Genomic DNA, 13049 nt, shown 5'->3' with positions numbered 1-13049 from the left:
TCGGGCTACTTCTCCTGGTCGGGCTCCAGGACGTCGGCGACCACACAGCTGACGTTGTCGGGGCCGCCCGCGCGGTTGGCCAGGGCGATGAGCTCGCGTACCGCCTGCTCGGGGTCGTCGGCCGAGGTGAGGACCTGGCGTACGGCGTCGGTGGGCACCACGGCGGACAGCCCGTCGGAGCAGAGCAGGTAGCGGTCTCCCGACCGGGCGTCACGCAGCCGTATGTCGGCGGTGACCCCGGCACCTCCAGCGCCGCCAACACCCCCAGCGCCCCCGGCTTCCCCGGTGCCCCCGGCTCCTCCCGTCAGGGCCCGCAGCAGCAGCGAGCGCTGCGGGTGAAAGGCGGCCTCCTCCGGGCTGAGGCGCCCTTCGTCGACCATCGACTGCACGACGGTGTGGTCGTGGGTGATCTGGAAGAGCCCGCCCTCCCGCAGCAGGTAGGCACGGGAGTCACCGATGTGCACCAGGGCGAGCTGGGATCCGGTCCACAGCATCGCGGTGAGCGTCGTACCCACCTCATGCGGCGCGGGGCCGGATCCGGCGATGTCGCGCACGGCCCGGCCCGCCTGCTCGACGGCGTCCTCCAGCACGTTGAGGAGGTCGCCCGCCGGGACGCCCACACCAACGCCCTCGGCGTCGAGGCGTTTGAGCACCTGGACGGCGGCGGCGCCGGCCGGGGCTCCGCCCGCGCCGAAGCCGTCGGCGACGGCGAGCAGGCGGGGCCCGGCGTAGGCGGTGTCCTGGTTACTCTCACGGACCAGGCCGGTGTCGGACAGCGCGGCGTAACGGATCTTCAGGGGCTCGACGGTCGGGGACATGGCGGGGTCCTTCCATGACAGATGGTCGATGAGGAAGGCGGCCAGGTCCCGCCGGGCGGCGGTCTCGGCCTCGACCCGGGCCCAGAAGGCCCGGACCTCCCGCGCCGCCGCGGCCGCGTCCAGCTCCCAGAGCTCACAGACTTCGCTGATGCGGGCCAGCGGCATGCCCAGGCGGCGCAGCCAGGCCACCAGCCGGGCCCGTTCGAGCTGCCGCGGCGCGTAGAGCCGATAGCCCGTCACCGGGTCGACGCGGGCCGGGGTCAGCAGCCCCAGCTCGTCGTAGAGCCGCAGCGCCTTCGGCGACAGCCTGGACGCCTTCGCGAACGCCCCGATGGTCAGCAGCCCCATGCCCGCGCCTCCTCATCCCGGGCATCTCGCCCGGTCCCTCGATGCTGCGGCCTCCCCCAAGGTCAAGGTCAACGCCCGCCCGCCACTGCCCGTCGGCTATGGCGCGCCCGCGTCGACGATCCGCCCGAGGGAGGCGGCCGAAGCGGTCAGGTCGGCGCGGATCGCCTCTTCCCGCGGCCTGAGATCCGTCTGTCTGCCCAGCACCGCGAGCACCGCGAAGATCCGGCCCGCGCCATCCCTGACCGGTACGGCGTACTCCGTGATGCCGTGCTCGAACTCCTCGTGCGCGGCGACCATCCCGCCCGGCCGGTCGCGGTCGTTGGCCGCTGTCAACTCCTCGGCGGAGTGCGCGGCGTTGGGCCCGCCGACGCCGATCAGTTCGTAACCCTCGAGCAGCGCCGCGATCTCCTCGCCGGAGTGGTCCAGCAGCAGCGCGCGGCCGGCCCCGGTGCACCAGCAGGGGGTGACCAGGCCGACCCTGGCCGGCCATGGCTCGGCTGCCGCCTCCGAACGCAGCAGACGGACGAGGACACCGTCGCGCACCGAGAGGCGGGCACTGGCTCCGTGCGCGATGGCCAGTCGGCGAAGGACCGCCCGGGACCCGCGCGGCAGGCCGTGGTTCAGGGCCCGGGCCAGCTCGTAGAACCCGGCGGCGACGCGGAGTGTGGAGTCCTCACGGCGCTCCAGAAAGCCCCGGTCGCACAGCTCCTGCGTCATCCGGGAGGCTTTGCTGGGGTCGATGCCGATCTCCTGCGCGAGCCGGGCGACATTGAACCCGGTGCGCCCGGAGGTCTCCCGCTCCAGGACCGCGTTGATGATCTGGAGGCCGGTGCGCAGCGAGGATGCCGCCTGGGCCTTCGGCGGGTGCGCTGTCACGCCCTCACTCTAGCAACGTGATCCACGGCGGCCGCGGGACAACCGCTCGCGGGACGGTGCACATCGGCATCGCCGCTGGTCGCTTCGGCATGGCCGCGGTGACGCCCGCGGAGGTGACGCTGGGCGAGGTCACAACGCGAAGAGGAGATGCTGATGACGCAGATGACGCCGATGACGCAGATGACCCGGTACGACCTCGCCCTGATCGGCTTCGGTGGCGTCAACCGGGCGCTCGCCGAACTGATCGCCGAGCGTGGCGACGAGCTGTCCGACGAGTTGGGCTTCGCCCTGCGCGTGGTCGCGATCACCGATTTGCGGGCCGGGTCGCTGGTGCGGGCCGACGGCATCGACCTCGCTGCGCTGCTCGCGGCGGCACCGGGGAAGCTCGACTTCTCCGGGATGGAGGGCGGCAGCGCCGATCCGCGCAACGAGTGGGTGATCCGGGAGGTGCCCGCCGACATCGTCGCCGAGGCCACGTTCACCAATCCGGCCGACGGCGAGCCCGCGCTGTCCCATGTGCGCTGGGCGCTGCGGGCGGGCAAGCACGTGTGCACCACCAACAAGGGCCCGGTCGCCCTGCACGGCCACGCGCTCAAGCGGCTCGCGGCCGAGCACGGCGTCAGCTTCGAGTTCGAGGGCACCGTACTCAGCGGTACGCCGGTCCTGCGCACCGCGGACCGGCTGCTCGCGGGCGCCCGCGTCACCGGCGTCGAGGGCATCATGAACGGCACCTCGAACTACATCCTCGGCCGGCTCGAAGAGGGCGTCGACTTCTCCGACGCCGTCAAGGAAGCCCAGGACGCGGGCTACGCCGAGGCCGACCCGACGGCGGACGTCGAGGGCTTCGACGTACAGCTGAAGGTCGCGATCCTCGCCCATGAGGTCCTGGGCGCCACGCTGTCTTGCGACGACGTCGCCCGGGAGGGGATCTCGCGGCTCACCCCGGCGGACATGCGCGACGCCGCCGCCCGGGGGCTGCGGTGGAAGCTGGTCGGCTCGGTGGCCCGCCGCGAGGACGGGAGCGTCGACGCGCGCGTGGCGCCGGTCGCGCTGCCCCTCGGACACCCGCTGGCCTCGGTCAGCGGCCCCGTGAACGCCGTGGCCTTCCACACCGATCTGCTCGGCACCGTCACCGTCTCCGGCCCCGGCGCCGGGCGCACCGAGACGGCGTACGCGCTGCTGTCGGACATCATCGCCATCCACCGGCGGCACGGCACCATCCCCGCCGCCCCCACTGCCGCCGCCGGACGCGTCCTCCAGGAGGCCTTCCGTGACTGACACCACCCTCGCCGCTCTCCCGAGCACTGGCGACAACGGCCAGGGCTTCGTCGCCGTGCGCAACCCGTACACGGACGAGGTCATCGGCTCGGTCTGCGCCACGACGGCGGAGTCGGTCGACGAGGTCATGGCCCGCGCCCACCGCGGGCGCGCCACCGCCCGGGCCCTCTCGCGGGCCGCCCGCGCCGCGGTGCTGGACCGCGCGGCGCGCCTGGTCGCCGAACGCGCCGAGTCCTTCGCCCGGTTGATCGTGGCCGAGGCGGGCAAGACCATCACCCAGGCCCGCAAGGAGGCCGCCCGAGCGGTGAACACCCTGGCCCTGTCGGCCGCGGAGGCCCGCCGCAACGCGGGCGAGGTGGTGCCCTTCGACGCATACGAGGGGTCCGAGGACCGCCAGGGCTGGTTCACCAGGGAGCCGCTGGGCATCATCGCCGCGATCACCCCGTACAACGACCCGCTCAACCTTGTCGCCCACAAGCTCGGCCCCGCCGTCGCGGGCGGCAACGCCGTCATCCTGAAACCCTCCGACCTCACCCCGCTGTCCGCGCTGCGGCTGGTCGACACCCTCGTCGAGGCCGGACTGCCCGACGAGGTGATCACCGTGGTCAACGGCGGCGCCGACCTCGGCGCCGCGATCGTCGCCGCGCCCGAGGTGCGCATGGTCTCGTTCACCGGCGGCTTCGCGACCGGGGAGGCCATCGCCCGCCAGGCCGGGCTGAAGAAGCTCGCCATGGACCTCGGCGGCAATGCGCCCGTCCTCGTCCTCGCCGACGCGGACCTCGACCTCGCCGTGGAGGGGTGTGTGTCCGGCGCGTTCTGGGCCGCGGGCCAGAACTGCATCGGCACCCAGCGCGTCCTGATCGCCCAGGAGGTGTACGAGGAGTTCCGTACGGCCTTCGTCGCCAGGACGAGGACACTGCGCACCGGCGATCCCCGCGGGGAAGACACGGACGTCGGCCCGATGATCACGCCCATGGCGGCCCGGGCCGCGAAGGCGAAGGCCGATGAGGCCATCGCGCGCGGCGCGGTGCTGCTGTGCGGCAATGACCTCGACGGCAGCCTCTACAGCCCTACGGTGCTGGAGCACGTCCCGGCCGACAGCGCCCTGTGGCAGCAGGAGGCGTTCGCGCCGCTCGTCGCGCTGCAGCCGGTCGGCTCCTTCCAGGAGGCGGTGGCGCGCGCCAACGAGATCGACTTCAGCCTCCACGCGGGCGTCTTCACCGCGAGCCTGGACCATGCGATGGCGGCCGCCCGGCTGCTGGAGGCCGGCGGGGTGATGGTCAACGACTCCTCCGACTACCGGTTCGACGCCATGCCGTTCGGCGGGTTCAAGTACGGCAGCATGGGCCGCGAGGGCGTGCGGTTCGCCTACGAGGACATGACCCAGCCGAAGGTCGTGTGCGTCAACCAGGCGGGCCGGGCGGCCATGACGGCGTGACCGCTGCCGCGCTCACGCGCGCCGCGGGCGGCTGACCACCCGCGAGAGCGTCAGCGCCGTGACCGTATCGCGTACACCGGGCATCTGGGCGATCTGCTCCCAGATGCCCTGTACGCGTTCCAGGGACCTGGCCTCGATCCGCACCATCAGGTCGAACTCCCCGCTGAGCACATCGCAGATGACGACCTCCGGGATGCGCTTGAGCGCCGCCAGCACCTCACCGCCGCGCAACCGGTCCTTGCGGTAGACCAGGACGAGCGCCGAGGCGAGATCCTCGTCCTCGTGGCCGCCGCGCACCAGCGTGTAGCCGCGGATGTGCCCCTGCCGCTCCAGCCGGTCGATCCGCTGCCGTACGGCGTTCCGCGACAGCAGCACCCGCTGCCCCAGCTCGGCGTGCGACAGGCGGGCGTTGCGGGTGAGTTCAGCGATGATCTTCTCGTCGATCGCGTCCAGGCTCGGCCTGTCCATCGCGGTATCCGTTCTTCGCACGGCGACACCCCGGCGGACACATGTCCGCCGGGGCTCCGTGCGCCAGTCGTTCGAGCAATCAATCATTCATGTCGTTGGGGCACAGGGCGAAGACGCGGGCCGGGAACCCGGAGCCGCCCTGGGGCTTGGGCCAGGTGGCGACGACGAGCGCGCCCGCCTCGGGAACCTGGTCGAGGTTGGCCATCAGCTCTATCTGCCACCGGTCACGCGCGAGGACATACCGTTCCAGGCTGAAGTCCCCCGCGGAGGTGGCCGCCCCCGGGTCGGTGTCGGTCTGTTCATGGCCGATCGCGGTGACCCCCGCATCCTCGAACAGATAGCGCAGGACCTCGGCGGACCAGCCGGGGGCGTGGCTGACCCCCGCCGCGTCCTTGTTGGCCATCGCGTCCCGGTCCGGCCAGCGCCGGCCCCAGCCCGTACGCAGCGCCACGAACGATCCGGCGGGGACGGCGCCGTGGCGCGCCTCCCAGGCCGCCACGTCGTCCAGGGTCGGGGTCGCGTCCGGGTCGGCCGCCACCCGCTCGGTGATGTCGAGCACCACCAGCGGCAGGACCATCTCCTCCACGGGGATCCGGTCCAGCGTGCGCGCCCCGGCGACGAAGTGCACGGGCGGGTCGACGTGCGTGCCCCACTGGCCCACGAGCGTGTACCGGTGGACATTGAAGCCGTCCCCGCGGTCCATGTCGAAGACCATCTCGCGCCGCTCGTCCGGGAACGCCGGGAAGTGCGGCTGCCCGGGGTGGAAGGCGTGGGTGAGGTCCGTGTACGTCGCCCTCCCGGCCAGCTCACGGTAGGCCGACCACAGGCCGGGGGCGGTGGTGCCGGTGCGGGGGCTGGGGCTGGGGCTGGTGCTGGGGCTGGTGCGGGGGCTGGGGCTGGTGCGGGGGCTGGCGCTCATGTGGTGATTCCCTTTCATGTCAGTGGCCGTTCAATGTCCATGGCCGCAGGCCGCGGCCAGCAGGTCCGTCAGTTCCGCGGGCCCCGCCACGGACGCGACCGCGTCCGCCGACTCCGACCGGTCCCCGTATCCCCACAGCACATGGACGGCCGGGATCCCCTCGGCGGCGGCGCTGGTGATGTCGTAGGACCGGTCGCCGACCATGAGCGGCGCCGACACGTCGACGCCGCGCCGGGCCAGTCGCGCCAGGCACTCCCGGATCACCTGTCGCTTGGTGGTGCGGCCCGTCCGGTCGTCGATGCCGCACACCGCCTCGAACCACGGGTCCAGCCCGTAGTGGGCGACGACCCGCCGCGCCTGGTCCTCGACCTTGGAGGTCGCCACGCCCATCGGCAGACCCGCGGCGGCCAGTGTCTTCAGCGCGTCCGCGACCCCGTCGTACAGCGCGCTGTCGAGGGCGCCGTACGCGGCGTAGTGCGCCCGGTACGCCGCGAGGGCCCGTAGGGCGGTGGGCTCGTCCAGGCCGAGCCGGTGCCGGAAGGACTCGTACATCGGCGGGCCGACGAACGTTCGCAGCGTGTCGGGGTCCGGGACCGGGGTGCCGACCTCGCGCAGCGCGGTGTGGATGCTCGCGAGGACCCCAGGGGCGGAGTCGACGAGGGTGCCGTCCAGGTCGAGCAGCAGGCAGGTGGGCGGCGGTGCCGGCATCGGCGTCATGAGGCCGCCCCGCTCCGCCCGCGGCTGTACCGCAGGTAGTAGTAGAGGTAGCAGGCGGCGACGAAGGGGATGCCGAAGTACAGGGCCGCGACCTGGGTGGGGTCCAGGGCGACGCCGACCAGGGCGGCCAGACAGAGCACGAACGCCAGGACGGGCACGGCCGGATAGAGCGGGGTGCGGTAGGGCAGCGTCTTCACATCCCCGCCGTCGCGCAGGAAGGCCCGGCGGTGGAAGAACTGCGAGGCCGCGATCGACATCCACACCGCCACCGCGGCGAACCCGGCGATCGACACCAGGACGAGGTAGACGGTCTGGGCCGCGGCCACGCTGCTCAGCAGTGACGCGATACCGCCCAGCATGCTCACCACGAGCGCGGCCATCGGGATCTGGCGGGAGTTCAGCCGCCGCAGCGCCTGCGGGGCCTGGCCCTCCTCGGCGAGCGAGAACAGCATCCGCGCGCAGGAGTAGAGGCCGCTGTTACCGGCGGACAGCAGTGCCGTGATGATCACGAAGTTCATGACATCGGCCGCGTAGGGGATCCCGATGGTCGTGAAGACGGTCACGAAGGGGCTCTCGTCCAGGCCGACCTTGTCGTACGGGATCATCGCGGCGATCACGGTGATCGCCCCGGCGAAGAAGACCAGCAGCCGGACCACCGTCACCCGCAGCGCCTTGGGGACCGCCTTGGCCGGTTCGTCCGTCTCACCCGCGGCGACGCCGATCAGCTCGGAACCGGAGAAGGCGTAGAACGCGGCGAGGACGGTGACCATGACACCGGACAGCCCGTGAGGGAACAGGCCGCCGGGTGTGTCGAAGTTCTCGAACAGGTGCGGGAACGTCTGACCGCGGTCGGCCAGCGGGTGGAAGCCGGCGAGGGCCGCGCCGCCGAGGACGATGAGGGCGACGACCGCGGCGACCTTGATGAGGGAGAACCAGTACTCGGTCTCGCCGAAGACGCGGGCGGAGATCGCGTTGACGGAGAACACCACGGCGGCGCAGACCACGCACCACACCCAGACGCTGACCGAGGGGAACCAGCGCTGCATCAGCAGCCCGCAGGCGGTGAACTCCGAGCCCAGGGCGACCGCCCAGGTCAGCCAGTACAGCCAGGCGGTGGTGAAGCCGGTGGCCGGATTGATCGAGCGCGAGGCGTAGATATGGAAGGCGCCCGAGACGGGGTAGGCGCAGGCGAGCTCGCCCAGGCAGGTCATGACGAGATAGACGACGAACGCGCCGATCAGGTAGGAGAGCACGGCGCCGAGCGGACCGGCCTGGGAGATGGTGTAGCCGGAGCTGAGGAACAGCCCGGAGCCGATGACGCCGCCCATCGCGATCATCACGAGGTGGCGGCTCGTCATGGAACGGCGCAGCGTTCCCTGGGGTGGGTGGTCGGTCGCTCTTGCCGGGGCCGATGGGCTCTCGGTCGGCAGTGATGTGGTCATGACATGACTTCCTCAGGGTGGCGGTGACGGGGACGCACGGCGTGGCGGAGGGTGGTGCCACCTCTTCGGCGACCGCGGCGCGTACGGGGTTCGCGCGCCGCGATCCGCAGGGGAGCGCGGAGGGCCTACACGCGGGAGACGAGCTCCAGGGGTGCGGAGAGCTCGACGACCGGGACCTCCCAGGGGTGGGCGGCCACGATGCGCGTCAGGACACGGGACACCTCGTCGTCCGTGGCGGAGGCGTCGACATAGGTGGTGAAGGTGAGGGTGGGGGACAGCGAGCGGGCGCCGACCGCACCGAAGGCGGGGGTGGACCCGGGCACCGCGGTGAACCCCTCGGCGCCGATGCCCACCTCGAAGACGTCGGTGTAGAGGCCGAAGTCTCCGACCTCCGGCGAGGCCTCCAGGGCGCGGAACAGCTCGGCCAGGGACTCGTCCCGGTGCAGCACCTCGACGTCGCCCGCGGCCAGGGTGGCCAGGATCTGACGCGGGACGGGCCAGTACACCTTGATCGCTCGCACCGACCGGCGCCGGATCGCCGGTTCGGCACGGCGCGGCCCCCGCTCATGGGCCGCGGGCGTCATCGTCGCCGTCATGGCTATCGCTGTCCCTTCTCGCATGTCTTGCAGAAAGCCGATGCGCGAGATGCTATGCGTGCATGTACTGCACGGCAAGATGTGAATAGCGCACAGTTCGCCGAGGGTGGGGCGATGGGTGAGAGGACTGGCAGCGCGAAAGGGCGGCAGTAGGGTGTCCGCGACAGCCGATCGCGCCGCGTGGACGGGGCGCGCGGCACGGCGGGGCGACGTGGCTGAGGGGTTATGGAATCGAGCGTGGGCAAGGGCCTGGACGTGCTGATGGCGCTCGCCCACAGGACGGCGGAAGGGCATCGCCGCACCTCGGTCACCGACCTGGCCCGCGACCTGTCCCGTGATCGCAGCCAGCTGTCCCGCGGCCTGGCCGCCATGCGGGAAGAGGACTTCGTCTCGCGCAGGGGGGACCTCCCAGCGGTAGCTGGCGGAGGATCGCCCCGGGCGCTCGCCCTGCACTGGCGGCTCTACGCCGACACCCAGGAGCTCACCGCCCACCGCCTGCGCACCGACGGGCAGACCGCGCTGGAAGGCATGGTCGCCGAGACCGGCGAGAGCTGCTACCTGGGCGTCCTGGTCGGCGACGCGACCGTGACGATCGCCGAACGCGTCCCGCAGGACAGCAAGCAGGTCGGCTCCTGGATCGGCCGCCCCTACCCCGCGTACTGCAGCGACTGCGGGCAAGCGCTGCTCAGCGACGCCGACGACGACGAAGTCGCCGCCGTCTTCGCCCGCACCGACTTCGTACGCCACGGCCCGAACACGCCCACCGGGCTCGACGACTTCCTCCGCCGACTCGCCGCCACCCGCGAGCGGGGCTACTCGGTCGTCGACGAGGAGGCCGAACCCGGCCTCTACTCGGTCGCCGCCCCGGTCCGCGACTTCCGCGGCGAAGTGGTGGCCGCGCTCCAGGTCGTCGGCCCGCGCGTCCGCCTCGCCCCTCGAGCCGAAGAGCTGGCGGCCACCGCGCTCCGCTGGGCCGACCGCCTCGAAGCCGCCCTGCGGGGCACGTGCCCCTCAACCAACTCCCGTTCGGGCTCCTGACTCCTGTCGGTGCCCTTCGTTAGATGCACGGCGTTAGGTTCACGGCGTTGGATTCGCGGCGTTAGATTCGCGGCGTGACCGAGGCCTCCTATCTCACCGCCCTCCGCGAGTCGTATGACACCGTCGCCGCTGCCTACATCGCACGCGTCAAGACGCCCGCCGAGTTGGATCCCTTGTCACGCGCGATGCTGGCCGCGTTCGCCGAACTCGTTCAGACCGATGCCCGGGGGCCGGTCGCGGACCTCGGCTGCGGCCCCGGCAGGGTGACGGCACACCTGGCCGAACTGGGGTTGTCCGCATTCGGCGTCGACCTCTCGCCGGAGATGATCAAGCACGCCCGAGCCGCCTACCCCGGCCTGCGGTTCACCGTGGGCTCGATGACCGCGCTGCAGATCGGGAACGACGAACTCGGCGGCATTCTCGCCTACTACTCCACCCACCACACGCCACCGCAGTGGCTGCCGACCGTCTTCTCCGAGTTCCACCGCACGCTCACGCCCGGCGGCCATCTGATGCTGGCCGGCTACGTGGGAAACCATGAGCATGTGCGTCCGACGCGGGCCTACGGCGACCATCCGGTGTCCTACGAGTCCTACCTGCTGCCGGCGGACAGGATCGCCGAACTCCTGCACCAGGCCGGGCTGGTCGTCACCACGCGACTCGTGCAGGAGCCCGAGGAAGGGATGAAGAGGAAGATCGCCACCATCCTGGCCCGCAAACCGCGATGAGGGTGTTTAACAGCCGATCGATTGGCCTGGGGATCCTGGGTGATACGGGGTATCACATCGAGGATATTTCATCAGCATTTCTTGCTCTCTTCACCACATTGGGCTGGATTCATGTGAGTTGGGGCGTTCAGTGGGAGGTGTGGACCTACCGTCTGGGCTATGGAGTTGCTGCGATTGGCGGTAGCAGCGCGCCGGGTGGGGGTTCATCCGGACACGTTGCGCCTGTGGGCGAAGGCAGGGAAGGTGCCTGCGGTGTGGGTGGGACGCGAGCGCCGGTTTCCCTCAGCCGCATTGGACGCCCTCATCGTTGATGACGATGGGAAGCCTGTCGGGGGCCGCGAGCGGCGTGAAGCCCTTTATGTGCGGGTGTCGGGCAGCACGGGGCAGGAATCGTCGCTGGCCGCGCAGGAAGCGGAGCTGCGGGCCACCGCGACCGGCGAGGTCACCAAGGTCTTCAGGGACCGGGCCTCCGGGCTGCGCGAGGAGCGTCCCGGGCTGAAGCGCCTGCTGGCCGCAGCACGCGAAGGAGGGTTCACCCATGTCCGGGTCACCCATGAGGACCGGTTGGCCCGGTTCGGCACCCGCTGGCTGATCGCGCTCCTGGAACAGAACGGAGTACGTGTCGAGGTCCTGCACCCCCAGACGGCGACACCGGGTGGGGCAGAAGAGCTCCTGGCTGATTTCGTGTCCTTGATCGCCTCGTTCTCCGGCCGGATGTACGGCATCCGCTCCCGCCAGGCCAGAGGGCGCCTGCTGGCCGCAGCGCAGCCCGGCACGCCCGCTACCGGCTGAACCCTCAAGAGGGCCCTGCGCCGACCCGTCCAGGGCCCGGCGCGTCCCCCGCTGCGAGAGAGCCGAAGGAGGCAACAAGCACATGCGAGGCAAGGTCACACTGGCTGCGGACGAGGTCCAGCAGGTCGCGGCGGCCTGTGCCCGTGCGCTGCGGGGAGTGGACACCGTGACCGGTCAGCAGCTCGATCAGGCCGCTGTGGTGGAGCGAGCGGACTGGTTGACCACTTTGGTCGGGTCGCTGGCCTCAGAGGTGGTTCAAGCGCACTGGAACCACGCCGATCTGGTCCGGCTCGCCTCCGGCGTCGACCGGTCGGGAGCCCGGCTGCCGTCGCAGGCGTGGATGGCACTGCGCCGCCTGGGCTGGGCGGTGGCCGCCTCGGGGGGGATGTACGTGCCGGACCGGGTGGTGCGGATCGCTCAGGAGCAGGCGGGGCGGGTACTGCGTTCGGCCTGGTGGCGCGCCGAGATCATCGCCGCGCTCCTGGCGACCTGGCCCGCCGGCCCCACCCGGCGCACCGAGGGTGAGTGGGAGGCGCTGCGCGCCGCGCTGCCCGAGGGGGAGGCGGTGGCGGGCGGTGTGCTGCTGGCCCGTACCCGGCAGATCGCCGCGTTCCAGGCCCGCCACGGGCGCCTGCCGGTGGATATGACGGAGTGCGAGCGGGCACCGAGGGCGGGTGGGCAGGTGGTGCTCGCGGCGGCCGACAAGCAGCTCTCCGCCCTTGAGCGCTGCCCCCAGGACCCGTTCCGCTACGCGGTGCTGACCCTGCGCCTGCCCGTGCGGCCCGACCCCGCCTCGCGTGCCGACTGGCATCCGGTGCGCATCCGCTTCCGCCTGCCGCCGCATGTGCCCGCCACCGCCGTACTGTGCGCGCCCACCCTGCGCATCCGCCAGGGCCGGCTCCTGCTCGACGTGCCCTACGCCCTCGCCGCCCCGAAGCCGCAGCGGGCCGGGCACCGCATCGCGGTCGCCTTCGACTGGGGGCTGAACACCCTGCTCACCGGCGGCACCCTGTGCCTGACCGGCGAGGTGCAGCCGCGGGTGCTGGCTGACGGGCGCCCGGTGTCCTTCCGTGCGGCAGGGGTGCTGGCCAAGGCCGACCGGCTACGCATCCTGGGCGAGCACATCAGCGCCCGCATCGACCAGCTCCGCGTCCTGGTCGCCTCCCGGCAGGAGCGCGGGATGCGCCCGGACCCGCATCTGGTGGCCAAGCTCGCCGTCCTTCAGGCCGAGCGGGACCGCGTGGCCCGGCGGCGCACCCGGCTCAACGCCGCGCTCGCCCGCGCCGCAGCCCGCCACGTCGTCGATCACGCGATCGCCGCCGGAGCCACGGTCATCTATCTCGAGGACCTCCGCGACATGGAGGCCCGCGGCAAAGGCCGCACGCTGAACACCCGTCTGTCGCAAACCGTGCGCGGCGCGATCACCGCCCACGTCCGCCACCAGGCCGCCGCCCGGGGGATCGCGGTGGTCATCGTGCCTCCCCGCGGCACGTCGAAGTACTGCCCGTACTGCCTGACCGCCTTCCGCCACCACAAAGCCCCCGACCAGCGCGCGGCGGGCTGGGCCTGGGCCACCTGCCCGAACCCGGCG

At 72.0% G+C, this 13049-nt stretch carries 13 protein-coding genes; 6 read left to right on the top strand and 7 right to left on the bottom strand.

All coding sequences use genetic code 11. The features are described from left to right. Positions 1 to 5 precede the first annotated feature (5 nt). The gene (locus PV419_RS15885; RefSeq protein ID WP_319689138.1) at positions 6 to 1166 is read right to left on the bottom strand and encodes a MerR family transcriptional regulator; all 1161 of its coding nucleotides are present in this window, start codon (positions 1164 to 1166) and stop codon (positions 6 to 8) included. A gap of 96 nt (positions 1167 to 1262) precedes the next feature. Further along, complete coding sequence (locus PV419_RS15880) at positions 1263 to 2042, bottom strand: IclR family transcriptional regulator (RefSeq protein ID WP_319689136.1); 780 nt, start codon at positions 2040 to 2042, stop codon at positions 1263 to 1265. Positions 2043 to 2195: 153 nt separating this feature from the next. Here PV419_RS15880 and PV419_RS15875 point away from each other — a divergent pair, with 153 nt between their 5' ends. Both PV419_RS15875 and PV419_RS15870 read left to right on the top strand, forming a co-directional pair. Next, complete coding sequence (locus PV419_RS15875; RefSeq protein ID WP_319689135.1) at positions 2196 to 3320, top strand: homoserine dehydrogenase; 1125 nt, start codon at positions 2196 to 2198, stop codon at positions 3318 to 3320. Further along, positions 3313 to 4758, top strand: coding sequence for an aldehyde dehydrogenase family protein (locus PV419_RS15870; protein WP_319689133.1), 1446 nt, complete (start codon positions 3313 to 3315; stop codon positions 4756 to 4758). Before PV419_RS15875 ends, PV419_RS15870 begins: the two co-directional genes overlap by 8 nt. 12 nt (positions 4759 to 4770) lie before the next feature. Here PV419_RS15870 and PV419_RS15865 read toward each other — a convergent pair whose 3' ends face one another. The 5 genes from PV419_RS15865 to PV419_RS15845 form a co-directional block, all read right to left on the bottom strand. Further along, positions 4771 to 5226 carry an Lrp/AsnC family transcriptional regulator gene (locus PV419_RS15865; protein WP_319689131.1) on the bottom strand — a complete coding sequence of 152 codons (456 nt, stop codon included), beginning with the start codon at positions 5224 to 5226 and terminating at the stop codon, positions 4771 to 4773. A 79-nt stretch (positions 5227 to 5305) separates the two neighbouring features. Further along, entirely contained in the window at positions 5306 to 6145 is an 840-nt protein-coding gene (locus PV419_RS15860) for a cyclase family protein (protein WP_319689129.1), read from the bottom strand. Between the two features lie 30 nt (positions 6146 to 6175). After that, positions 6176 to 6853: an HAD hydrolase-like protein gene (locus tag PV419_RS15855; protein WP_319689127.1), complete on the bottom strand. Its 678-nt coding sequence runs from the start codon at positions 6851 to 6853 to the stop codon at positions 6176 to 6178. Between the two features lie 5 nt (positions 6854 to 6858). After that, complete coding sequence (locus tag PV419_RS15850; protein WP_319689126.1) at positions 6859 to 8304, bottom strand: amino acid permease; 1446 nt, start codon at positions 8302 to 8304, stop codon at positions 6859 to 6861. 125 nt (positions 8305 to 8429) lie between these two features. Next, positions 8430 to 8900 (bottom strand): hypothetical protein, encoded by a 471-nt coding sequence (locus tag PV419_RS15845; RefSeq protein ID WP_319689124.1) that lies wholly within the window; start codon positions 8898 to 8900, stop codon positions 8430 to 8432. Between the two features lie 225 nt (positions 8901 to 9125). Here PV419_RS15845 and PV419_RS15840 point away from each other — a divergent pair, with 225 nt between their 5' ends. The 4 genes from PV419_RS15840 to PV419_RS15825 form a co-directional block, all read left to right on the top strand. After that, complete coding sequence (locus tag PV419_RS15840; protein ID WP_319689122.1) at positions 9126 to 9938, top strand: IclR family transcriptional regulator; 813 nt, start codon at positions 9126 to 9128, stop codon at positions 9936 to 9938. Positions 9939 to 10012: 74 nt separating this feature from the next. After that, entirely contained in the window at positions 10013 to 10666 is a 654-nt protein-coding gene (locus PV419_RS15835) for a class I SAM-dependent methyltransferase (protein WP_319689121.1), read from the top strand. Between the two features lie 159 nt (positions 10667 to 10825). After that, entirely contained in the window at positions 10826 to 11458 is a 633-nt protein-coding gene (locus tag PV419_RS15830) for an IS607 family transposase (RefSeq protein ID WP_319689119.1), read from the top strand. An 82-nt stretch (positions 11459 to 11540) separates the two neighbouring features. Further along, the coding region (locus PV419_RS15825) for a transposase (protein ID WP_319689117.1) at positions 11541 to 13049 on the top strand (1509 nt) is incomplete at its 3' end.

Origin of the sequence: Streptomyces sp. ME19-01-6 (assembly GCF_033793745.1) — a bacterium.
Taxonomy (GTDB): Bacteria; Actinomycetota; Actinomycetes; order Streptomycetales; family Streptomycetaceae; genus Streptomyces.
The sequence above is the reverse complement of the archived record's forward strand: the minus strand, read 5'-3'. Positions and strand labels throughout refer to the sequence as shown.

Excerpts from the sequence above, each read along its gene's own strand:
- PV419_RS15860 (WP_319689129.1), bottom strand. The coding sequence starts at position 6,145 with ATGAGCGCCAGCCCCCGCACCAGCCCCAGCCCCCGCACCAGCCCCAGC.
- PV419_RS15830 (WP_319689119.1), top strand. The coding sequence starts at position 10,826 with ATGGAGTTGCTGCGATTGGCGGTAGCAGCGCGCCGGGTGGGGGTTCAT.
- PV419_RS15885 (WP_319689138.1), bottom strand. The coding sequence starts at position 1,166 with ATGGGGCTGCTGACCATCGGGGCGTTCGCGAAGGCGTCCAGGCTGTCG.
- PV419_RS15855 (WP_319689127.1), bottom strand. The coding sequence starts at position 6,853 with ATGCCGGCACCGCCGCCCACCTGCCTGCTGCTCGACCTGGACGGCACC.
- PV419_RS15850 (WP_319689126.1), bottom strand. The coding sequence starts at position 8,304 with ATGACCACATCACTGCCGACCGAGAGCCCATCGGCCCCGGCAAGAGCG.
- PV419_RS15865 (WP_319689131.1), bottom strand. The coding sequence starts at position 5,226 with ATGGACAGGCCGAGCCTGGACGCGATCGACGAGAAGATCATCGCTGAA.
- PV419_RS15875 (WP_319689135.1), top strand. The coding sequence starts at position 2,196 with ATGACGCAGATGACGCCGATGACGCAGATGACCCGGTACGACCTCGCC.
- PV419_RS15840 (WP_319689122.1), top strand. The coding sequence starts at position 9,126 with ATGGAATCGAGCGTGGGCAAGGGCCTGGACGTGCTGATGGCGCTCGCC.
- PV419_RS15845 (WP_319689124.1), bottom strand. The coding sequence starts at position 8,900 with ATGACGGCGACGATGACGCCCGCGGCCCATGAGCGGGGGCCGCGCCGT.